The organism is Streptomyces lushanensis (assembly GCF_001700515.1).
GTDB lineage: Bacteria > Actinomycetota > Actinomycetes > Streptomycetales > Streptomycetaceae > Streptomyces > Streptomyces lushanensis.
The window spans coordinates 1-21,129 of record NZ_MAUD01000223.1 but is presented as its reverse complement, the minus strand read 5'-3'; the positions used below and the strand labels follow the sequence as shown (position 1 = coordinate 21,129).

Below are 21,129 nucleotides of genomic sequence, written 5' to 3'. Positions count from 1 at the left end.
CGTCCGCCCCTCAGCCGTACCGTCAAGCCTGAGAACCTTCAGGGACTCACTGGCCCTGTTCGTCACGGCGGCGCTGCCACCGCTGCTCGATCCGGTTCATCATCGAGCGACGCTGTCTGGGTTGTGGTCGGGCGGCCGGGCCTGCGCCCGCCGCCGGTTGCTCACCTGGTTTGGGCGCCTTGCGCCACCCGGTGACCGCCAGGACCGCACAGCCCAGCATGACGAGGAATCCCACCACGCTGATCCAGATCTGCTGGGCGACCATTCCGGCCATGAGGAGCGCGATACCCACCAGGAAGCCGGCTACTGCCTGGTAGACCCGTCGCCGGGTGTACGTACGCAGCCCGCTTCCCTCAAGCGCTGTCGCGAACTTGGGATCTTCGGCGTACAGCGCTCGCTCCATTTGCTCGAGCATTCGCTGCTCGTGCTCCGAGAGCGGCACGGAGTCCTCCTAGTCGTCGGTCGCGGGGGGCGACCGGTATGCGGCTCCTTCAAGGATAGGCAGGGAATCGCCCCCGTGAAACCCGCCCTCAACGCCATTTCGCCATTCCGGGCCGCCATGTCGACTCGGCCGCTGAGGCGTTGATTCCCCAACCATCGATCCGTCATGCCGGATGGTGTACCCCGATCATACGGCGCCAGGCGTCCCACCGGGGGGCCTGTGGCGCACTCCATGCGGGGCTGCGCCGCTGATCAGCCGGGCGATCCACGCCCGGAGGAGGGGCCGACCCGGCCCGGGGCGGGCCCGGGCCTCTCCCGGGGGCCTTCCGGACGGGCCCGGGAAGGCTCCGGGCAGGAGCCCGGGACGGGCTGCCGGTGAGTTCCGGCCCGTGTCAGGCCCGCACTCCAGGGGGACTTCAGGAGGGTTCCGGAGGCTTCGGGTCAGTCCCGCGTCGATGCCGGAGCCTTCTCGCCCAGGACATGGAGCTGGGTGGCCACGGAGTGGAACGCGGGCAGCTCCGCGGCGGCGGCCTCCAGCTTCATCAGGGCCTCCAGGGCCCCGGGCTGGGTGTCCACCAGACCACCGGGAACCAGGTCCGCGAAGACCCGTACGCCATGGACGGCGCCGATCCGCAGACCGGCGGCTCCGACCAGCTCCGAGAGCTGCTCGGCGGTGAAGCGCCTGGGCACCGGGTCGCCCTCGCCCCAGCGCCCGGCCGGGTCGGTGAGGGCCCGCCGGGCCTCGTTGAAGTGCCCGGCGAGCGCCCTGGCCAGCACGGCACCGCCCAGGCCCGCGGCGAGCAGGCTGAGCGCACCGGCCGGGCGGAGGGCGTCGACCGCGTTCCGTACGCCCTCGGCCGGGTCGTCCACGTACTCCAGGACGCCGTGGCACAGCACCGCGTCGAAACCATCGCGCCCGACCACGTCGAAGAGCCCGTGGATGTCGCCCTGGACACCGCGGACACGCTCGGCGACGCCCGCCTCGGCGGCCCGGCGCTCCAGCGCGAAGAGCGCGTTCGGACTCGGGTCGACCACCGTCACCCGATGCCCCAGACGGGCGACGGGCACCGCGAAGCTGCCGGTGCCCCCGCCCGTGTCGAGCACGTCCAGGACGTCCGTCCCCGCCGCCTTGACCCGGCGGTCCAGAGCGTCCCTGAGGACCTCCCAGACCACGGCGGTACGCAGGGAGCCCCGGGAGCGCGATGGCGTCTCCCCACCGGCGACAGGGGAACGGTCCGACACGGCAGTTGACTCCTCGGCGCGGTGCCGCCCCGGACGTCGGGGCGTGGAACAGTGCGGGCTCCGCCCACCCTATTGCCTCGGCCGTCCCGTCAGCTCACCCAGCGGCGCCGCCCTGCCGCGGCTGCTCGGCCCGGGGCCGGGGCAGCACCGGCTCCAGCACCAGCAGCCGCTCCACCAGGCGCAGGAACACGGCCACGTCGCGCAGCAGATCGTCGGCGTCCCGGCTGCTCGCCGCCCCCCGGATGCCCGCCTCGGCGCGCGCCCTGCGCTCGGCGCCCGAGGCGAAGAGGCTGCTCCACTCGGTGAGCTCCGGCGCGATCTCCGGAAGGACCTCCCAGGCGCTCCTGATCCGGCGGCGCTTACGCGCGGTGGTCTCGGGGCGGCCCCGGGCCGCGAGGACCGCGGCGGCGGTGCGCAGGGCGGCGAGATGGGCCATGGCATAGCGCTCGTTCGGAGTGTCCAGCCCTGCGGCCTCGTCGAGCCCCGTACGGGCCTGGGCGAGCAGATCCAGGGCCGCGGGCGGGGCCGTGGCCCTGCGCGGCACCGGGTGGACATCGGTCGGCGGTCCGGTCAGTGAGGGGGCAGGGCCGTCTGTGCGGCGCCGGCGTGCGGCACCGGCGTAGGAGCTGGCCATGACGAACCTCCTGTCGTCGTGTGACGGCGCTGTGGCCGTATGTGCCCATCCTGAGGGGCACCACTGACAATCGGCTCCGACCTGCGGTTTTGCTTCGCTCGCATGTTCGGGAACGATGTGCACCGGCAGGGCTGCGCGTACCGGCGCCGACCGGCCGAGGTGCGCGGACCTGTGAGAATCAGCGCCATGAACAGCAGCAGCACCCGCCGTCAGGCCACCCGGCAGAAGCTCTACGAGGCGGCGGTGACCCTCATCGCCGAGCAGGGGTTCTCCGCGACGACGGTGGACGAGATCGCCGAGCGTGCCGGAGTCGCCAAGGGCACGGTCTACTACAACTTCAGGAACAAGACGGAGCTGTTCGAGGAGCTGCTGCGGCACGGCGTCGGGCTGCTCACCTCGTCGCTGCGCACCGCCGCCGAGACGACGGCGCAGCACGGCGGCACCAAAGTGGCGGCGCTGGACGCGATGATCAGGGCCGGTCTGGTCTTCATCGACCGCCATCCGGCCTTCACCCAGCTCTATGTCGCCGAGCTGTGGCGCACCAATCGGGCCTGGCGGCCGACCTTATCGGCGGTGCGTCAGGAGGCGGTCGCGGTGGTCGAGACGGTGCTGCGGGAGGCCGTCGAGCGCGGTGAGCTGAGCGAGGGGACCGACATCCCGCTGACGGCGCCGGCACTGGTGGGGATGGTGCTGGTGGCCGCCCTGGACTGGCAGGCGTTCCAGCCGGAGCGGTCGATCGACGAGGTGTACGCGGCGCTCTCGCGGCTGCTGCACGGGCAAGTCGCCGGACTCTGACAGGCCCGCGCGCTCCGGCGTCGCGGGGCACCGGCACGCCGGAGCGGACGTATGACCGGCCCGGTGCGGCTCGGTCCCCCGAGCCGCACCGGGCCGGTACGTTCCCCGTGGTGTCACGCACCCCCGTTCCGTCAGGGGAGCCGCGCCGTTCCGCCGCCCCGTGTCGGCGGTGCCGGCGCCGCGCCCCTTCCGTGGTCCCCACTCTTCCGTCCGGGCGGGTGACGCCCCATCCGTGCGCCTACTCAACTCGCCCACTGAGTACCTGTACTCAGTGCTCCGCGCTCCGGCCCGTCGCGCGCCGCGGCCGGGCCCGCCGTTCTCCCGCGCACCGCGCGGCGGCTGGATACGATCGTGCCCGTGTCCGTACTCCCCCTGATCTTCACCAGTGGCTGGGCCAGCGGCATCAACGCCTACGCGGTGGTCCTGCTCTTCGGAGTCTTCGGCGCGACCGGGCTGAGCGACGAGGTCCCCGAGTCGTTGCAGCGCACCGATGTCCTGATCGCCGCTGCCGTGCTCTTCCTCTGTGACACGGTCGCGGACAAGATCCCGTACGTCGACACGGCCTGGGACGCCGTGCACACGGTCATCAGGCCGCTCTCCGGTGCGGTGGTCGGTGCGCTGCTGGCCGGGCAGAGCGGCTCGCTGCCGGAGATCGCGGCCGGCGCCGTCGGAGGATCGACCGCCCTGCTGAGCCATCTCGTCAAGGCGGGCACCAGGATGGCGGTCAACACCTCCCCCGAACCCTTCAGCAATATCGCCGTGAGCACGGCCGAGGACCTGAGTGTGGCCGGGATCATCACCTTCGCGGTCTTCCATCCGGTCGCCGCGGCCGTCGTCGCGGGCGCGCTGCTGGTGCTCGGTGTCGCGACGGTGGCCTTCCTCGCCGCGAGGATCCGCCGGTTCCTGCGCCGCAGGGCTCAGCGCCGGGCGGAGAAACGCCTGGCCACGGGCGGGATGACAGCACCGCCGGGCTGATCTGTCGGTGGGCCCCGTTACAGTCACTGGCATGGCACGGATTGTGGTGATCGGCGCGGGGATGGGCGCCATGGCGGCGGCTGCCCGGCTGGCCGTGGCGGGACACCGGGTGACGGTGTACGAACGCTCGGCGACGTACGGCGGTTCGCTGGGCCGGTTCGAGCGGGACGGCTTCGTCTTCGACACCGGTCCCGGTCTGCTGCATCTTCCCGCCGTCTATCGCGATCTGTTCGTCAAAACGGGCAAGGAGCCGCTGGAGCGGTGTGTCCGGCTCGACCAGGTCGATCCGGCGAGCCGGCATGTCTTCGCGGACGGCACCGACGTCCGGCTGCCGAACGCGTCGCGGGCGGGTGTGGTCTCCGCGCTGGACGCGGCGCTGGGCGCGGGCGCCGGGCAGCGGTGGGGGGAGTTCCTCGGCCGGGCCCGTGACGCCTGGGACGGCTCGCGCCGGCCGCTGCTCGAAGAGCCGCTGGGGTCCGACCGGCAGGCGCTGGGGCGTGATCCGTATCCGGCGGTGCGGCAGAGGCGGCTGCTGCGCGGCTCGCGCCGGGCCGCCACGGTCGCGGAGATCGGCGCCTGGGAGCTGGCCGATCCCCGGCTGGCCGCTCTGCTGGACGGATACGCCCTGTCGTACGGACTCGATCCGCGCGGTGCCCCGGCGGGCGCCGCGCTGCTCCCCTATCTGGAGCAGACCTTCGGGAGCTGGTATGTGCGCGGCGGGATGCGGGAGTTGGCCCGCGCGGTGTACGAACGGTGTCTGGCCCGCAAGGTGGAGTTCGTCCTCGGTGCCGAGGTGACCCGGATCGCCGAGAAGGACGGCGGAGCCGCCGGGATCGAGCTGGCGGACGGCACGGTCGTGGCGGCCGACCGGGTCGTGGCGGGTATCGCGCCGGAGCGGCTCGTGGAGCGGGAGCTGTGGGCCGACGGCGGGACACGGCCTGGGGAGGAGGGCGGTGCCCCGGCGCCCGGCCGGTTCACGGTGCTGCTGGCGCTGCGCGGCGCCCGGGACGGGGAGGCCGTGCACCGGACGGTGGTGCACTCCCCCGACGCGGGCGCGGAGGCGGCCGAGATCTTCGCGGGGCGTACGGCCGGGCGGCCCACGGTCACGGTGCTGCGGCCCGATGACGCGGGGACGCGGCCCGACGGTGACCACGAGGCGGTCACGGTCACCGCGACCGTCGCTCCGCAGGGCCCGGTGGACTGGACGGACGGAGCGCTGCGCGAGCGGTACGCCGATGTGCTGGTGGCCGCGGCGGAAGCGGCCGTCCCGGGAATCACGGAGCGGCTGATCCGGCGGGAGATACGGACTCCCGCCGACACCGCGGCGCAGACGGGTGCGGCCGGTGGCTCGGTGTCGGCGCCCGCGCTGGCCGGAGCGGCGGGGCGCCTGCTCCGTCCGTCGAACACCACCCGGCTGTCCGGGCTGTATCTCGCGGGCGGCTGGGCGCATCCGGGCGGCGGGCTCGCGCATGCCGGGATGTCCGGGGCGCTGGTGGCGGGGCTGATCGTCGAAGGGGCCGGTTTCCGGGGCTCGCGGTGAGCCGGTGACCCGGCCCGCGGAGCGTCCGGGGGACCCTCCGTCAGATCGGACGGCCCGTCAGTAGCGGTACTGCTGCTCGTTGTAGTCGGGGTCGTAGTCCTGCTGCCGGGGCTGCTGCTGCGGTATCGGCGGGGCCTGCTGCTCGCCCTCGCGCTGCTGCGGGACCCAGACACCGCCGGGCGGGGTCTCGGCGCCGTACTGCTGCTGGCCGCCGTACGGGTCGACGTACTGCTGCCGGCCGTCGAAGCTCTCGTACGAGCCGTACTGCTGAGCGCCGGCGGCCGGATCGGCGTACGGGTCGGAGTAGCCGGGGTACTGCTGCCGGCCGTTCCCGTAGTCGTACTGCTGCCCGTAGGCATCCTGGCCGGCGTAGTTCTCCTGGCTCGCGTAGGTGTGCTCGCCCGAGTGGCCCGGGTGGTAGGCGTCCTGGCCCGTGTAGGGGTCCTGGCCCGCATAGGCGTCGTGCGTCGCGTAGCCGTCCTGGCCCGTGTAGCCGCCCTGGTCGGCCGCCGGCTGGTAGCCGGGGTACGCCTCGTAGCCGCCGCTGCCCCATCCGTTCGCGTCGGGCTGCTGCTGGTGGCCCCGCTGCGCGTCCTGGGCCGGGGCGTCGTAGTCGTTGTAGACGCCGTACTGCCCGGTGTCGTCGGGCATGGGCTCCGGCTCGTAGACGGGTTCGGGATCGTAGAGCGCGGTGGTCTCCACGGGCGCGGCCACCCGCCGGTACTCCGGATCCAGGACGTCAGGGATCTCCGGATCGGCGACTTCGAGGTCCGAGACCTCCAGCGACGGCTCACGCTCGGCGGCCGGACCGCCGGTGTCCTTCCGGCGGCGGCTGGCCCCCGGACTGCCGCCTATCGCCCAGCCGGTGGAGAAGCCCCGGCGGAAGGAGAGCGTCACATAGGTCTGACCGACCGCGAACGCGATCGCGCCCAGTGCGATGACGAAGACCGAGGGCAGCAGCACACCGAGAACCACACCCATGAACCCGCTGAAGGCGAGCAGTCGCCAGCGCAGTCGCGCCTTGTACTGGAGCAGCACCTCGCCCAGCAGCCACAGCGCCACGATGCCGAATGCGATGTAGAGGACCGTCCAGCCCATGCCCGCCCCTCTCCTGCGGCCACCAGCCCGGGACAGGGCGGGTACGGCCGGTCACGACTGCTCGTGCAGTCCGAGATTCTCGTAGATTTCGAGCGTTGCGGTGGAGTTGTTGAGGGTGATGAAGTGCAAGCCGGGAACACCCTCGGAGAGCAGTGCCGCGCAGAACTCCGTCGCGAACTCGATGCCAATGGAGCGTACAGCGGCGGGATCGTCCTTGACGGAGAGGATCCGCTCTTTCAGTTCGGCCGGGAAGACCGCGGTGCTGAGCCGCGGCAGCCGCTCCAGCATCCGCACGCTGGTGACCGGCATGATCTCGGGAATGATCGGTGTCGCGCAACCGGCTGCGCCGACCCGGTCGCGCAGCCGCAGATATCCCTCCGGTTCGAAGAACATCTGCGTGATCGCGTAGTCGGCGCCCGCGCGGCACTTGTCCACGAAGTGTCTGGTGTCGGTCTCCCAGTCGGACGAGCGCGGATGCATCTCCGGGAAGGCCGCCACTCCGACGCAGAAGTCGCCGGACTCCTTGATGAGCCTGACCAGTTCGGCGGCGTAGCGGACGCCGTCCGGATGCATGACCCACTCGGCCATGGGATCGCCGGGCGGATCGCCGCGTACGGCGAGGATGTTGCGGATCCCCGCGTCGGCGTACTGCCCGACCATGTTGCGCAGTTCGGCGACGGACTGGCCGACGGCCGTGAGATGCGCGACCGGGGTGAGTGTGGTGTCGGAGGCGATGCGCTCGGTGGCCTTGACCGTGCCCGCCCGGGTGGAGCCGCCCGCGCCATAGGTCACGGAGACAAAGCTGGGCGCCACCGCCTCGACCCGGCGCAGCGCGTTCCAGAGATTGCGCTCGCCCTTCTCGGTCTTGGGCGCCCAGAACTCGAACGAGAACGATGACTTGCCGGTCGCGAGCAGATCACGCACGGTCAGTGCGTGATCCGATCTGGTGGAAGCTGTGCCGAAGGCCATATGGGCAGGTTATCGAGGGCGTGACGGTCTCCCAACCGGACGGGGGTATTTGCCCGGATTTACGATCCCGTCACCCGGCCCGCCGGCCCTGTCGCGCGCCGTCGGCCGTGTCACACGGCCCGTTCCCGTACGCGCTTGGCCAGGCCCGCCGTCGCCGCGGCCGGATCGTCGGCCTCGGTGATCGCGCGAACGACGACGATACGGCGGGCACCCGCGTCCAGCACCTCGTCGAGATTGCCCGCGTCGATACCGCCGATCGCGAACCACGGCCGGTCCGTGCCCAGCGCGGCGGCATGGCGCACCAGAGCGAGTCCGGGGGCATGACGGCCCGGTTTGGTCGGAGTGGGCCAGCACGGGCCCGTGCAGAAGTAGTCCACGCCCGGCTCGACGGCGGCGGCGTCCACCTCGGCCTCGGCATGGGTGGAACGGCCGATCAGCGGGATGTCCCCGAGGATCGCGCGGGCCGCGGGAACGGGCAGATCGCCCTGGCCCAGATGCAGTACGCCGGACCCGGCGGCGTGCGCCACATCCGCGCGGTCGTTCACCGCGAGCAGCGCGCCATGGCGGCGGCAGGCCGCCGCGAAGACCTGGAGGTGCTCCAGCTCCTCGGCCGCCTCCATGCCCTTGTCCCGCAGCTGCACGATGTCCACACCGGACGAGAGCACGGCGTCCAGGAACTCGGGAAGGTCTCCCTGCCGCCCGCGTGCGTCCGTGCAGAGATAGAGCCGGGCGTCGGCGAGCGACGCGCGGGCCCCGGGCATGGCCTCGGGCATGGGTGGTCCCCCCGTCGGGTCGGCGGTGTGCGGAGGCGCCGGAACGGCCACGCGGCCGTCAGGGCACCGCCGCACACCGCGATGGTGAGTGGATCAGACGGCGAGCGCCTGGGCCCGGCGCTTCACCTCCGTGCCGCGATTCTCGCTGAGCGCCTGCGCGGGCGTGCCCGGCAGGGTCGGGTCGGAAGTGAAGAGCCATTCGAGCATCTCTTCGTCGGTGAAGCCGTCGTCCCTCAGCAGCGTCAGGGTCCCGGCGAGGCCCTTGACGACCTTGCCGCCGTCGATGAAGGCGGCGGGCACCTGGAGTGTCCTGTTCTCGCCGCGGCGCACGGCGATCAGCTGCCCTTCCTTCACCAGCTGCCGCACGCGCGTCACCTCGACATCGAGGGCTTCCGCGATGTCGGGCAGGTGAAGCCAGGCGGGGACGAGAGCATCGATCTTTGCGTCAATCTCGGTCACAGGACAAGCGTGCCATCCCGGACTGACAGACGCCACGAACCGGCTCCGGGCGGAGCAGCCACCGCGCACGGCACGGAGCGCGTCGGGGAATCGGCGTAGGGAACCCGTGTCGGGAACCTCGGAGAATGCCCACACCTCAGAGAACGGCCCCGCGCAGCGGTACGGCGGGGTCGGCGGCCCGCGCCCGGTCCAGCCGCGCGCCCGTCTCCATCAGCTTGCGGCCCTGCGTGAGATCGCGCGGTCTGCCGACGGCGAGCAGGGCCGTCAGTGCCCCGTCCCTCAGCCACACCACCGACCAGGCGGCCTCCGCGGGATCGCCCCGCCACACCAGTGTGTCGTCCGCCGTGTGATGGCCCGCGTACTGGACGAACCGGCCGAACTGCTCCGACCAGAAGTACGGCACGGGATCGTAGATCTGCTCGCTCTCGCCGACGGCCTGGGCGGCGACCGTACGCGGTCCCTGGAGCGCGTTGTCCCAGTGGTGCACGAGCAGCCGCTCGCCGTAACGGGCGGACGGGAAGGACGCGCAGTCTCCGACCGCGTAGACACCGGGCAGGGACGTCGCCAGCCGTTCGTCCGCGACGACCGCGCCGTCCGGGCCGAGCTCGATGCCCGAGCCGGTCAGCCAGTCCGTCGAGGGCCGCGCTCCTATGCCGACCACCACCGCGTCGGCGGGCAGCCGCCTGCCGTCCGCGAGGTGCACCGCGCCCCGCTCGACACCGGCGACCCGTACGCCGGTCAGCAGCGCGGCGCCGCTCTGCGCGTACCAGCGCGCCATCGGTGCGGCCACCTCGGCCGGCAGGGCGCCCGGCAGCGGGCGGTCCGCCGCCTCCACGACCGTCACGGCGCACCCGGCCTCGCGGGCGGCGGTGGTGAACTCCGCGCCGATCCATCCGGCCCCGACCACCACGATCCGCTCCCGCCGGCCGAGTACGGGCCGCAGCGCCTCGGCGTCGTCCAGGGTGCGCAGCAGGTGGACGCCCGGCGCGGACGCGGCGCCGGGCAGTGCGACCGGCTCGGCGCCGGTGGCGAGGACCAGTACGCCGTACGGGACGGGCCCGGCCGCGGTGTCGACCTCGCGCGCGTCCGGGCGCAGCCCGGTCACCTCGACACCGAGTCTCAGCCGGACCGAGAGCGCCTCGAAGTCGATGTCGAAGGCCGAGCCGTCCGCCGTGCCGAGCAGGACCGCCTTGGAGAGCGGGGGCCGGTCGTACGGAGGATGCGGTTCCGCGCCGATCAGGGTGACCGGGCCCTCGTAGCCCTTCTCCCGCAGGGCCACGGCGGTCTGCACGCCCGCCATGCCCGCACCGACGATGACGACGCCCGGCTGTTCCCGCCGTCCGCGCTGCTGCTCATCTCCGCGCTGCTCGCTCACCGGATCACCTTAAGCAGTGGACGGGCAGCGGGCGGAGGGCCGTTCCGGCTGCCGTCCGGGCCGGACGGCCTTACCGCACGGCGGGCCGCGCGTTAGGCTGGCGGTCGACACTACCTCGCGGGAGTCCGGACGCACCGGGCTGAGAGGGAGGCTGAAGCGGCCTCCGACCGTACGAACCTGATCCGGGTCATGCCGGCGAAGGGAGGGGCTGGACGCCCATGCAGTCGTCCCAGGAGAAGACCGCCTCCGATGTCCTGGTCATCGGCGGGGGAATCATCGGACTGGTCACGGCCTGGCGGGCCGCGCGGCACGGACTGCGCACCGCCGTCGTCGATCCCGATCCCGGCCAGGGCGCCGCGCGGGTCGCGGCGGGCATGCTCGCCGCCGTCACCGAACTCCACCACGGCGAACAGCTTCTGCTGGGGCTCAATCTCGCCTCGGCGGAGCGCTATCCGGAGTTCGTGGCCGAGTTGGAGGAGGCGAGCGGCCAGGAGACCGGCTACCGCGCCTGCGGCACGCTCGCCGTCGCCCTCGACACCGACGACCGCGCCGAGCTGCGCGAACTGCACGCCCTTCAGCAGCGCTCGGGCCTGACGTCCGAGTGGCTCACGGGACGCGAGTGCCGGCGTCTGGAACCCATGCTCGCGCCGGGCGTACGCGGCGGTCTGCGCGTGGACGGCGACCACCAGATCGATCCCCGCCGGCTCGCCTCGGCCCTGCTCACCGCGTGCGAACGGGCCGGAGTGGTCTTCCACCACGCCTGGGCGGAACGGCTCTCCGTCGTACGGGACCGGGCCACCGGCGCCCTGCTGGACGGCGGGTTCACGCTCACCGCGGACCAGGTGGTGCTGGCGGCCGGCAGTCTGAGCGGACGGCTCGCGGGCGTACCGGACGACGTCCTGCCGCCGGTGAGGCCCGTCAAGGGCCAGGTCCTGCGGCTGACGGTGCCTCGCCCGTACGCGCCGTTCCTGTCCAGGACGGTCCGGGCCGTGGTGCGCGGCAGCCAGGTGTATCTGGTGCCGCGCGAGAACGGCGAGCTGGTCGTCGGCGCCACCAGCGAGGAACTGGGCTGGGACACCACGGTCACGGCGGGCGGTGTGTACGAGCTGCTGAGGGACGCGCACGAACTGGTCCCCGGCATCACCGAACTGCCGCTCACCGAAACCCGCGCGGGGCTGCGTCCCGGCTCACCGGACAACGCGCCGCTGCTGGGGCCGACCGCGCTGCCGGGGCTGAGTCTCGCGACCGGGCACCACCGCAACGGGGTGCTGCTCACGCCCATCACCGGCGACGCGCTGGCCTCGGTGCTGACCACCGGCGAACTCCCGGACGCGGCCCGCCCGTTCACTCCGCGCCGCTTCACCTCCGAAGCGCAGGACCTCACCTCCGCACCGCGGGAGCTGACCGTATGAGCACCTCCGTCCGTGTGACCGTCTCCGTGAACGGCGAGGCCCGCGCCCTCGTCTCCGGCACCACCCTCGACACCCTGGTCGCCTCCCTCACCCCCGCGCCCTCGGGTGTCGCCGCCGCCGTCAACGAGACGGTGGTGCCACGCGGCCACTGGTCCGGCACGGTGCTCGGCGACGGCGACCGGGTGGAAGTCCTCACCGCGGTCCAGGGAGGCTGAGCCGCCATGGCCGACGACCGGCTCACCATCGGCTCCACCGTCCTCGGCTCACGGCTGATCATGGGAACCGGCGGAGCGCCCAGCCTGGACGTGCTGGAACGCTGTCTGCGCGCCTCGGGCACGGAACTCACCACCGTCGCGATGCGCCGTCTCGACCCGACGGTCCGGGGCTCGGTCCTGTCCGTACTCGACTCCCTCGGCATCCGCGCCCTGCCCAACACGGCGGGCTGCTTCACCGCGGGCGAGGCGGTCCTGACCGCCCGGCTGGCGCGCGAGGCTCTCGGTACGGACTGGATCAAGCTGGAGGTGATCGCGGACGAGCGGACGCTGCTGCCCGACCCGATCGAGCTGCTGGACGCGGCCGAGACCCTGGTCGACGACGGGTTCACGGTGCTGCCGTACACCAACGACGACCCGGTGCTCGCCAGAAAGCTGGAGGAGGTGGGCTGCGCCGCGATCATGCCGCTGGGCTCGCCGATCGGCTCGGGCCTCGGGATCCGCAACCCGCACAATTTCGAGCTCATCGTGGAGCGGGCGGGTGTGCCGGTGATCCTGGACGCGGGCGCGGGCACCGCGTCCGACGCGGCGCTGGCGATGGAGCTGGGGTGCGCGGCGGTGATGCTGGCGTCCGCGGTGACCCGCGCGCAGGAGCCGGTGCTGATGGCGGAGGCGATGCGGCACGCGGTGGAGGCGGGCCGGCTGGCGCGCCGGGCGGGCCGGATCCCCCGCCGCCACTTCGCGATGGCGTCGTCGCCGGCGGAGGGCCTGCCGGCCCTGGACCCGGAACGCCCGGCGTTCGCGCAGCCTGATTAGGGGCCGCGGCGCGGCCGGGCGTTTCGCGGGCCGGGCCGCACGGCGCGCGGTGGCCGACGCGGGGTGCGCCTGGCGGCGGTGCGGTGCGCCTGCGGCGCGGGTGCGGTGTGTGGGTGGTGCGGGTGGTGCGGGTGCCGGGGCACTCCGGAGGTGCGTGTCCGGACGGCATGATCTACGCCGCGTGCGGGCCGGGTTTTCGGTGCTGGTTTCGTGTGCGGCACACATCACGCTTCAGTGTCCGGACACGCACCTCCCGCGACCCCGCCCCCCTCCCGCCGCATTCCGGCTTTCCGCCCGGTGCCGGACCGCATATCCAGCCCGTCCCGCGCCGGGCGGTGACGGCGGCACCACGGCCCCCGCCGGGAGACCGCACCGTAGACTCGGCCGCGTGGACACGACCCTTCACGATCCCATCGTCGGGCAGGTGCTCGACGGGCGTTACCGCGTGGACGCGCGTATCGCCGTCGGTGGCATGGCCACGGTGTACCGGGCCGTCGACACCCGGCTGGACCGGGTCCTGGCGCTCAAGGTGATGCATCCGGCACTCGCCGCCGACGTCGCTTTCGTGGAGCGGTTCATCCGTGAGGCCAAGTCCGTGGCCCGGCTGTCGCACCCCAATGTGGTCGCGGTCTTCGACCAGGGCGCGCAGGGCGCGTATGTCTATCTGGCGATGGAGTACGTCGCGGGCTGCACGCTGCGCGACGTGCTGCGTGAGCGCGGCGCGCTCCAGCCGAGGGCCGCGCTGGACATCCTGGAGCCGGTCCTCGCCGCGCTCGGCGCGGCCCACCGGGCCGGGTTCGTCCACCGGGACATGAAGCCGGAGAACGTACTGATCGGGGAGGACGGCCGGGTCAAGGTCGCGGACTTCGGGCTCGTACGGGCCGTAGGTGATGTCACCCATACGACCGGGTCCGTGCTCGGCACCGTGTCGTATCTCGCGCCCGAGCAGATCGAGCACGGCACGTCCGACCCGCGGGTCGACGTGTACGCCTGCGGCGTCGTCCTCCACGAGATGCTGACCGGTGCCAAGCCGCACCGCGGGGACACTCCCGCGCAGGTGCTCTACCGGCATCTGAACGAGGACGTCCCCGCGCCGTCGGCCGCCGTTCCCGGGCTCGCCGCCGAGCTGGACGAGCTGGTCGCGGCTGCCACCGCCCGCAATCCGGAGCGGCGGCCCGAGGACGCCGTGGCGCTGCTCGCCAGGGCCCGCGCGGCACGGGCCGCGCTCGGTGACGCGCAGCTCGACGCCGTACCGCCGGGAGCCAGGGCCACCGGGGCGGCGGGCGCCGAGAACCGTACGGCGGTGATCCCGCGGCACGCCCTTCCCGCCCAGGAACAGCGGGTCCATCACACCAGCCGACTGGAGACGCCCCCGCCCGGCCCGCGCCGGCACGGGACCGTGCCGCGCAGAGGCGTCGTGGCGGCGGTCGTCGCCGTGCTGCTGGTGCTCGGTGCCGGCGCGGGGGTCTGGTACATCAATTCCGGTCAGTTCACCCGCGTTCCCTCGCTGCTCGGCCAGACCGAGCAGGAGGCCAGGCAGCGGCTCGCCGACGCGGGGCTCGACGCGAAGGTGACCAAGGACTTCAGCGAGACCGTCGAGCGCGGCACGGTCGTGAGCAGCGATCCCGGGCCCCGTACGCGCATCCGGGGTGACGGCCCGGTGACGCTGGTCATCTCGCGTGGCCCGGAGACCGTCCAGGTCCCCGATGTGACGGGCGCGCCCCTGGCCGAGGCGAGGCGTGCGCTGAAGCGGGCCGGTCTGGCCGCCGGGATCGTCACCCGGGAGTTCGACGAGCGGACCGCCCAGGGCGCCGTGATGCGTTCGTCGCCCGTCGCCGGCACCGATGTACGGCCCGATTCCGGCGTCGCGCTCGTCGTGAGCAAGGGCAGCCCGGTCGATGTGCCCGATGTGACCGGTGAGTCCGTGTCCGAGGCCACCACCGAGCTGGAGCAGGCGGGACTCAGGGTCAGGGTCGCCGCCGTCCAGGTGAACTCCCCGGAGGACGAGGGCACCGTCGCCCGCCAGTCCGCGGCGGACGGCTCGCGGCTCGCTCGCGGTGACACGGTCACCCTGACGGTCTCCAAGGGCCCCCGGCTGGTCTCCGTACCGGATGTCGTCGGAGAGACGACGGACCGGGCCAGAAGCCTGCTGGAGGCGGCCGGGTTCGTGGTCGAGATCGACCGGGGCTTCCCGTTCCTCGGCGACACCGTGGCCGAGCAGTCCGTCGACGGCGGCGACGAGGCCCCCGAGGGCAGCACCATCACCGTCAGAACCGAAGGGCTCTAGGGTCTGTCCACGATGCGCAACCCTGTTGGCGGTCATGTCCCCGTGGCCGGCGGCCTTGCCGCGCGCGGTCTGGCGTACGCGCGTGACCTGGGCGCCGAGGCCGTTCAGGTCTTCGTGGCCAATCCGCGCGGCTGGGCGACGCCCACCGGGAATCCGGCACAGGACGAGCGGTTCCGTACGGAGTGCGCGGCCGAGGGGATCACGGCGTATGTGCACGCTCCGTATCTGATCAACTTCGGTTCGCACACCGAGGCGACCGCCGACCGGTCGGTGCTCTCCCTGCGGCACAGCCTGCGCAGAGGCCGGGAGATCGGGGCGCTGGGCGTGGTCGTGCACACGGGGTCGGCGACCGGCGGCCGTACCCGCGAGGCGGCGCTCGCGCAGGTACGGGAGCGGATGCTGCCGCTGCTGGACGAGCTGACCCATGACGACGATCCGTTCCTGCTGCTGGAGTCCACGGCCGGGCAGGGCTTCTCGATCTGTTCGAGGACCTGGGACTTCGGCCCGTACTTCGAGGCGCTCGACTCGCATCCCAGGCTGGGGATCTGTCTGGACACCTGCCATGTCTTCGCCGCCGGGCACGATCTCACGGGACCGCACGGCATGCGGCGAACACTGGATCTGCTGGTGGACACGGTCGGTACGGGCCGGCTCAAGCTGATCCACGCCAATGACTCCAAGGACGTCGTCGGCGCGCACAAGGACCGGCACGTCAACATCGGCGCGGGGCAGATCGGCGAGGGGCCGTTCGGCGAGCTGTTCTCGCATCCGGCGACCGAGAACGTACCGCTGGTGATCGAGACACCCGGCGGCAAGGAAGGGCAGGCGGCGGACATACGGCTGCTGAAGAAGCTGCGTGAGCGCTGATACGGAGCCGGACCGGCCCCGGGCCCGCCCCGGACAGGTCCTAGAGTTCCGGGCCGTCGCCCGGCAGCTCCTGGTAGGAGTAGCGCTGTTCGGCCCACGGATCGCCGACGTTGTGATAGCCGCGCTCCTCCCAGAAGCCACGGCGGTCGGCGGTCATGTACTCCACGCCCCGGACCCACTTGGGTCCCTTCCAGGCGTACAGATGCGGGACGACGAGCCGGACCGGAAAACCGTGTTCGGCGGTGAGCAGCTCGCCGTCCTTGTGGGTGGCGAAGATCGTACGGTCGGACACGAAGTCGGCGAGCCGGAGATTGGAGCTGTAGCCGTACTCCGCCCAGACCATCACATGGGTCACGGCGGGCACGGGCGGCGCCAGATCCAGGATCGTACGGGCGGGCACACCGCCCCATTCGGCTCCCACCATGCTGAACTTCGTCACACAGTGCAGATCGGCGACGACCGTGGAGAACGGCAGCGCCGAGAACTCGTCGTGGTTCCAGCAGCGCTTGTCACCGTCCGCGGTGGCGCCGAAGACCCGGAATTCCCAGCGGTCCGGCTTGAACCGCGGTACGGGTCCGTAATGGGTCACCGGCCAGCCGCGCTGCAAACGCTGCCCCGGTGGTAGCTCGGCCCGCTCCGGCTCTCGATATTCCCGGCTCTCCGGCTGACCCATGTCTTCCATGGTGACAGACGGGGAGGGGTGGTCATGACCAGGTCGGGACTCATTCGGGCAATTACTGCTAAGCATGTATGTACCGGACGGATCCTGGCCCCGATGTCAGGATGCGCGCACTCTGCCCCGTCACCCGCCAGGAAGGAGTTTCCGCGATGCAGGGCGATCCCGAGGTCATCGAGTTCCTCAACGAGCAGCTGACCGGCGAACTGACCGCGATCAACCAGTACTTTCTGCACGCGAAGATGCAGGAGAACTTCGGCTGGACGAAGCTCGCGAAATACACCCGGGCCGAGTCGTTCGACGAGATGAGGCATGCCGAACGGCTCACCGACCGGATTCTCTTCCTGGAGGCCCTGCCCAACTACCAGCGGCTCTTCCACGTACGGGTGGGCCAGACCGTGACGGAGATGTTCCGGGCCGACCGCGAGGTCGAGGTGGAGGCGATCGACCGGCTCAAGCGCGGGATCGAGGTCATGCGGGGCAAGGGGGACCACACGTCGAAGAGGATCTTCGAATCGATCCTGGCGGACGAGGAGCACCACATCGACTATCTCGACACCCAGCTCGATCTGGTCGAGAAGCTGGGTGAGGCGCTCTACATCGCGCAGGTGATCGAACAGCCGGACGGCGACCAGGACGGCCGGTGCGCCCCCGCGGGCGAACAGCCCTAGGACTCAAGCGGCCGCGGCGTCCAGGGGCGCCGGTTCGGCGGGTGCGGGCACGCTCCGGTCGAGCAGTTCACGGCGGGGGCAGCCGCCGCGACCGAGGATCGACTGGATACGGCGTACACAGGAGCCGCAGTCGGTGCCCGCCCTGCTGGCCGACGCGATCTGGCGAGGGGTGCACGCACCGGCGTCCGCGTGTGCCTTCACCTCTGTCTCGGTGATGCCGAAGCAGGAGCAGACGTACACGCGGTCACCTCCCGGGCGAGGGCATTGATCGAGTCACCCCGACCAGTCGGTGAGGTGAACCTAACCTTACCTGCCACCCCTGGTCCGCAAAAGCCCGAAAAGCGCCGGTGGGGCTCGGATCACATCGATCCACGCCCCACCGTGTCGTACGCCTCGTGGAAAGTGCCCGGCCGGTCGGCCCTACTGGTCGCGGTACATCTCGGCGACGAGGAAGGCCAGGTCGAGGGACTGGCTGCGGTTGAGGCGCGGGTCACAGGCCGTCTCGTAGCGCTGGTGCAGATCGTCCACGAAGATCTCGTCGCCGCCGCCCACGCACTCGGTGACATCGTCGCCGGTCAGCTCGACATGGATACCGCCGGGATGCGTGCCCAGGCCCTTGTGGACCTCGAAGAAGCCCTTGACCTCGTCCAGCACGTCGTCGAAACGCCGGGTCTTGTGCCCGGAGGCCGCCTCGAAGGTGTTCCCGTGCATCGGGTCCGTCACCCATGCCACCACCGCACCCGACGCGGTCACCTTCTCCACCAGCTCGGGGAGCTTGTCCCGCACCTTGTCCGCGCCCATCCGCACGATGAAGGTCAGCCGGCCGGGCTCGCGCTCGGGGTCCAGCCGCTCGACATAGGTGAGCGCCTCGTCCACCGTCGTCGTCGGGCCGAGCTTGATCCCGATGGGGTTGTTGATCCTCGACGCGAACTCGATGTGCGCACCGTCCAGTTGACGCGTCCGCTCACCGATCCACACCATGTGCCCGGACACGTCGTACAGCCCGCCCGTACGCGAGTCGACCCGCGTCAGCGCCGACTCGTAGTCCAGCAGCAGCGCCTCGTGGGAGGCGTAGAACTCGACGGTACGGAACTCCGCGGGATCGGTGCCCGCGGCCTTCATGAAGTTCAGCGCGTTGTCGATCTCCCGGGCGAGCTGCTCGTAACGCTGGCCGGAGGGGGACGACTTCACGAAGTCCTGGTTCCAGGCGTGCACCTGGCGCAGATCCGCGTAACCGCCGGTGGTGAAGGCGCGGACGAGATTGAGCGTCGCCGCGGACGCGTGGTACATCCGCTTCAGCCGCTCCGGATCCGGGATCCGGGCCTTCTCCTCGAAGTCGAACCCGTTCACCGAGTCGCCCCGGTACGTCGGCAGCGTCACACCGTCCCGCGTCTCGGTGCTCTTGGAGCGCGGCTTCGAGTACTGACCGGCGATCCGGCCGACCTTCACCACCGGCACCGAGGCCGCGTAGGTGAGGACGGCGCCCATCTGAAGCAGCGTCTTCAGCTTGTTCCGGATCTGATCCGCCGAGACCGCGTCGAAGGCCTCCGCGCAGTCACCGCCCTGGAGCAGGAACGCCTCGCCCTTGGCCACAGCGCCCAGCCGCGCACGCAACTGATCGCACTCGCCCGCGAAGACCAGGGGCGGATAGCTCTCCAGCTCCGCCACGACCCCACGCAGGGCGTCCCGGTCCGGATACTCCGGCTGCTGCGCAGCGGGAAGGTCTCTCCAGGACGGCTCATAGGTCGCGGGGTTCTCAGCGTTCACTGTCACGCGGCCAAGATTACGTGGTCGCGCGCCGTGGCACGGGCAGCTCTCAGAGTATGGAACATGAACCTTGCGCTGCCGGTGTCCGCGGCGGATGCGCTATCGTGCCGGTCATGTTCGCGCTGTCGAATCAGACCTGGTGGTGGACCGCTCTTCCGGCGGCCCACTGATTCAGCGCGCACCACGAATCGCGAAGGCCGCCCGAGGGGCGGCCTTCAGTCTTGTCCGGGCCGACGGCGGGCCCGGGGAAGAGGCGGCCGTTCCTCCTCTCCGGAAGGAACACCGCAGATGCCCCGCACTCCGCTCGACCGATCCGACCATCCGCTCGACCGGCTGACGCACGACGACGGCCCGCCCTTCGCCCTGCTGCGCCGCCGCACTCCCGGCCGCGACCACGACACCGTGGAGCTGCTGATCGGATCCGTGCGTGAGGCCGCGCGGCTCGCGGATCTCCCGGCCGGTGACGGGACCTCGCTGGCCCTCGTGCCGTTCCGGCAGATCAGGGAGCGCGGCTTCGACGTGCGGGACGACGGGACGCCCCTGTCCGTGCTGGTGGCGGACGAGACGTACGAACTGCCGCTCGCCGAGGTGCTCGACCGGCTGCCCGCCCATGGGGTACGGGTCGAGGACGGTGCGTTCGATCTCGACGACCAGCGGTACGCGGAGATCGTCCGGCGGGTGATCGAGGACGAGATCGGCCGCGGCGAGGGCGCGAACTTCGTCGTCCGGCGGACCTTCGAGGGCCGGATCCCGGGCTTCTCCAGGGCCGACGCGCTCGCCCTCTTCCGGCGGCTGCTCGCCGGTGAGCGGGGCGCGTACTGGACCTTCGTCGTCCACACCGGCGAGCGCACGCTCGTCGGGGCCAGCCCCGAGGTCCATGTCCGCATGAGCGGCGGGACGGTCGTGATGAATCCGATCAGCGGGACCTTCCGCTATCCGCCCGAGGGCCCGTCGCCGGAGGCGCTGCTCGACTTCCTCGCCGACCGCAAGGAGACCGAGGAGCTCTCCATGGTCGTGGACGAGGAGCTGAAGATGATGTGCACCGTCGGCGACCGGGGCGGGGTCGTGATCGGCCCCCGGCTCAAGGAGATGGCGCATCTCGCGCACACCGAGTACGAACTGCGCGGGCGGTCCTCGCTCGATGTGCGCGAGGTGCTCAGGGAGACGATGTTCGCCGCGACGGTCACCGGCTCGCCGGTGCAGAACGCCTGCCGGGTCATCGAGCGCCATGAGGCCGGCGGGCGCGGCTACTACGGCGGCGCGCTCGCGCTGATCGGGCGGGACGAGGGCGGCGCGCAGACCCTCGACTCGCCCATTGTGATCCGTACCGCCGACATCGACCGCGACGGCGGGCTGCGGGTGCCGGTCGGGGCGACGCTCGTGCGCCATTCCCGTCCGGAGGGCGAGGTGGCCGAGACGCACGCCAAGGCGGCGGGTGTGCTGGCGGCCCTCGGGGTACGTCCGGGCAGGCCGCGCGACGAGTCCGGGCGCCCGCGGCTCGCCGACGACCCGAGGGTACGGGCGGCGCTGGACGCGCGGCGCGCGGATCTCGCGCCGTTCTGGCTGCGGATGCGGACCGGGCCCGCGACGCTCGGCGGGCACGCGCTGGTCGTCGACGGCGAGGACACGTTCACGGCGATGCTCGCGTATCTGCTGCGGTCCTCGGGCCTGGAGGTGACGGTACGGCGCTACGACGAGCCGGGCCTGCGCGCGGACGTCCGCGCGCACGGCGGCCCGGTCGTGCTGGGCCCCGGACCCGGCGACCCGGCGGACACGGCCGACCCGAAGATGCGGCTGCTGCGCGGCCTGGCGGCGGAACTCCTCCGCGAGCGGCGGCACGGGCTGCTCGGCGTCTGCCTCGGGCATGAGCTGATCGCGGCGGAACTGGGCCTGGAGACGGTGCGCAAGCGGGTCCCCCACCAGGGCGCGCAGACCCGGATCGATCTCTTCGGACGGGCGGAGACGGTCGGCTTCTACAACAGCTTCACGGCGCGCTGCGACAACGCGGAGGCCATGGAACTCGGCGCCCACGGGGTGGAGGTGAGCCGCGACGTGAGCGGGGAGGTGCACGCGCTGAGGGGCGACGGGTTCGCGTCGGTGCAGTTCCACCCGGAGTCGGT

22 protein-coding genes and 1 riboswitch are annotated in these 21,129 nt (G+C 72.0%); of the genes, 11 read left to right on the top strand and 11 right to left on the bottom strand.

The annotated features are described in order from the left end of the window. Positions 1-46: 46 nt before the first annotated feature. The 3 genes from BFF77_RS19250 to BFF77_RS19240 all read right to left on the bottom strand — a co-directional run bounded on the left by BFF77_RS19250 (position 47) and on the right by BFF77_RS19240 (position 2,317). A complete protein-coding gene (locus tag BFF77_RS19250; RefSeq protein WP_066951291.1) occupies positions 47-442 on the bottom strand; it encodes a DUF3040 domain-containing protein in 396 nt (131 codons plus the stop codon). 440 nt (positions 443-882) lie between these two features. Further along, on the bottom strand, positions 883-1,683 hold the full coding sequence (locus tag BFF77_RS19245) for a methyltransferase (RefSeq protein ID WP_066951288.1): 801 nt from the start codon (positions 1,681-1,683) through the stop codon (positions 883-885). Positions 1,684-1,777: 94 nt separating this feature from the next. Continuing rightward, on the bottom strand, positions 1,778-2,317 hold the full coding sequence (locus BFF77_RS19240) for an SAV_6107 family HEPN domain-containing protein (RefSeq protein ID WP_066951285.1): 540 nt from the start codon (positions 2,315-2,317) through the stop codon (positions 1,778-1,780). A 186-nt stretch (positions 2,318-2,503) separates the two neighbouring features. On the opposite strand from BFF77_RS19240, the gene BFF77_RS19235 reads away from it, so the two are divergent. From BFF77_RS19235 to BFF77_RS19225, 3 genes are all read left to right on the top strand, one after another. Then, complete coding sequence (locus BFF77_RS19235) at positions 2,504-3,112, top strand: TetR/AcrR family transcriptional regulator (RefSeq protein WP_066951318.1); 609 nt, start codon at positions 2,504-2,506, stop codon at positions 3,110-3,112. Between the two features lie 357 nt (positions 3,113-3,469). Continuing rightward, complete coding sequence (locus BFF77_RS19230) at positions 3,470-4,087, top strand: DUF4126 domain-containing protein (RefSeq protein WP_066951316.1); 618 nt, start codon at positions 3,470-3,472, stop codon at positions 4,085-4,087. A gap of 31 nt (positions 4,088-4,118) precedes the next feature. Further along, the gene (locus BFF77_RS19225) at positions 4,119-5,627 is read left to right on the top strand and encodes a phytoene desaturase family protein (RefSeq protein ID WP_066951282.1); all 1,509 of its coding nucleotides are present in this window, start codon (positions 4,119-4,121) and stop codon (positions 5,625-5,627) included. 57 nt (positions 5,628-5,684) lie between these two features. Here the strand turns inward: BFF77_RS19225 and BFF77_RS19220 are convergent, their stop codons facing one another. The 5 genes from BFF77_RS19220 to BFF77_RS19200 form a co-directional block, all read right to left on the bottom strand. After that, positions 5,685-6,725 (bottom strand): chromosomal replication initiator protein DnaA, encoded by a 1,041-nt coding sequence (locus BFF77_RS19220; RefSeq protein ID WP_066951280.1) that lies wholly within the window; start codon positions 6,723-6,725, stop codon positions 5,685-5,687. A 51-nt stretch (positions 6,726-6,776) separates the two neighbouring features. Beyond that, positions 6,777-7,694, bottom strand: coding sequence for a methylenetetrahydrofolate reductase [NAD(P)H] (gene metF / locus BFF77_RS19215; protein WP_066951277.1), 918 nt, complete (start codon positions 7,692-7,694; stop codon positions 6,777-6,779). 110 nt (positions 7,695-7,804) lie between these two features. Beyond that, a complete protein-coding gene (gene thiE / locus BFF77_RS19210; RefSeq protein ID WP_066951312.1) occupies positions 7,805-8,455 on the bottom strand; it encodes a thiamine phosphate synthase in 651 nt (216 codons plus the stop codon). Between the two features lie 105 nt (positions 8,456-8,560). Next, positions 8,561-8,926, bottom strand: a complete 366-nt coding sequence (locus BFF77_RS19205; RefSeq protein WP_066951274.1) for an Rv2175c family DNA-binding protein — start codon at positions 8,924-8,926, stop codon at positions 8,561-8,563. Between the two features lie 136 nt (positions 8,927-9,062). Continuing rightward, complete coding sequence (locus tag BFF77_RS19200; protein WP_079125302.1) at positions 9,063-10,301, bottom strand: NAD(P)/FAD-dependent oxidoreductase; 1,239 nt, start codon at positions 10,299-10,301, stop codon at positions 9,063-9,065. Between the two features lie 107 nt (positions 10,302-10,408). After that, positions 10,409-10,522: riboswitch (TPP riboswitch) on the top strand. Here BFF77_RS19200 and thiO point away from each other — a divergent pair. The 5 genes from thiO to BFF77_RS19175 all read left to right on the top strand — a co-directional run bounded on the left by thiO (position 10,520) and on the right by BFF77_RS19175 (position 15,895). Beyond that, on the top strand, positions 10,520-11,713 hold the full coding sequence (gene thiO, locus BFF77_RS19195; protein WP_066951306.1) for a glycine oxidase ThiO: 1,194 nt from the start codon (positions 10,520-10,522) through the stop codon (positions 11,711-11,713). Its footprint overlaps the riboswitch before it by 3 nt. Further along, positions 11,710-11,928: a sulfur carrier protein ThiS gene (thiS, locus tag BFF77_RS19190; protein WP_079125301.1), complete on the top strand. Its 219-nt coding sequence runs from the start codon at positions 11,710-11,712 to the stop codon at positions 11,926-11,928. The genes thiO and thiS overlap by 4 nt, the downstream gene beginning before the upstream one ends. A 6-nt stretch (positions 11,929-11,934) precedes the next feature. Continuing rightward, entirely contained in the window at positions 11,935-12,741 is an 807-nt protein-coding gene (locus BFF77_RS19185; RefSeq protein WP_066951270.1) for a thiazole synthase, read from the top strand. A gap of 388 nt (positions 12,742-13,129) precedes the next feature. After that, complete coding sequence (gene pknB, locus BFF77_RS19180) at positions 13,130-15,028, top strand: Stk1 family PASTA domain-containing Ser/Thr kinase (protein WP_169922687.1); 1,899 nt, start codon at positions 13,130-13,132, stop codon at positions 15,026-15,028. A 12-nt stretch (positions 15,029-15,040) separates the two neighbouring features. Beyond that, positions 15,041-15,895, top strand: a complete 855-nt coding sequence (locus BFF77_RS19175; protein ID WP_079125300.1) for a deoxyribonuclease IV — start codon at positions 15,041-15,043, stop codon at positions 15,893-15,895. A 40-nt stretch (positions 15,896-15,935) separates the two neighbouring features. Here the strand turns inward: BFF77_RS19175 and BFF77_RS19170 are convergent, their stop codons facing one another. Next, on the bottom strand, positions 15,936-16,568 hold the full coding sequence (locus tag BFF77_RS19170) for a sulfite oxidase-like oxidoreductase (protein ID WP_066951265.1): 633 nt from the start codon (positions 16,566-16,568) through the stop codon (positions 15,936-15,938). Between the two features lie 155 nt (positions 16,569-16,723). Between BFF77_RS19170 and bfr the strand changes: the two genes are divergently transcribed. After that, positions 16,724-17,242, top strand: coding sequence for a bacterioferritin (bfr, locus tag BFF77_RS19165; protein ID WP_066951262.1), 519 nt, complete (start codon positions 16,724-16,726; stop codon positions 17,240-17,242). Between the two features lie 3 nt (positions 17,243-17,245). Here the strand turns inward: bfr and BFF77_RS19160 are convergent, their stop codons facing one another. Together BFF77_RS19160 and BFF77_RS19155 are read right to left on the bottom strand one after the other, a co-directional pair. Then, on the bottom strand, positions 17,246-17,482 hold the full coding sequence (locus tag BFF77_RS19160) for a (2Fe-2S)-binding protein (RefSeq protein ID WP_066951260.1): 237 nt from the start codon (positions 17,480-17,482) through the stop codon (positions 17,246-17,248). Between the two features lie 180 nt (positions 17,483-17,662). Continuing rightward, positions 17,663-19,015: a class II 3-deoxy-7-phosphoheptulonate synthase gene (locus tag BFF77_RS19155; protein WP_079125299.1), complete on the bottom strand. Its 1,353-nt coding sequence runs from the start codon at positions 19,013-19,015 to the stop codon at positions 17,663-17,665. A 50-nt stretch (positions 19,016-19,065) separates the two neighbouring features. On the opposite strand from BFF77_RS19155, the gene BFF77_RS38210 reads away from it, so the two are divergent. Continuing rightward, on the top strand, positions 19,066-19,179 hold the full coding sequence (locus BFF77_RS38210) for a trp operon leader peptide (protein ID WP_107422193.1): 114 nt from the start codon (positions 19,066-19,068) through the stop codon (positions 19,177-19,179). A gap of 118 nt (positions 19,180-19,297) precedes the next feature. Continuing rightward, positions 19,298-21,129: anthranilate synthase family protein (locus BFF77_RS19150; RefSeq protein WP_066951257.1), on the top strand; the 1,832-nt coding region annotated here is incomplete at its 3' end.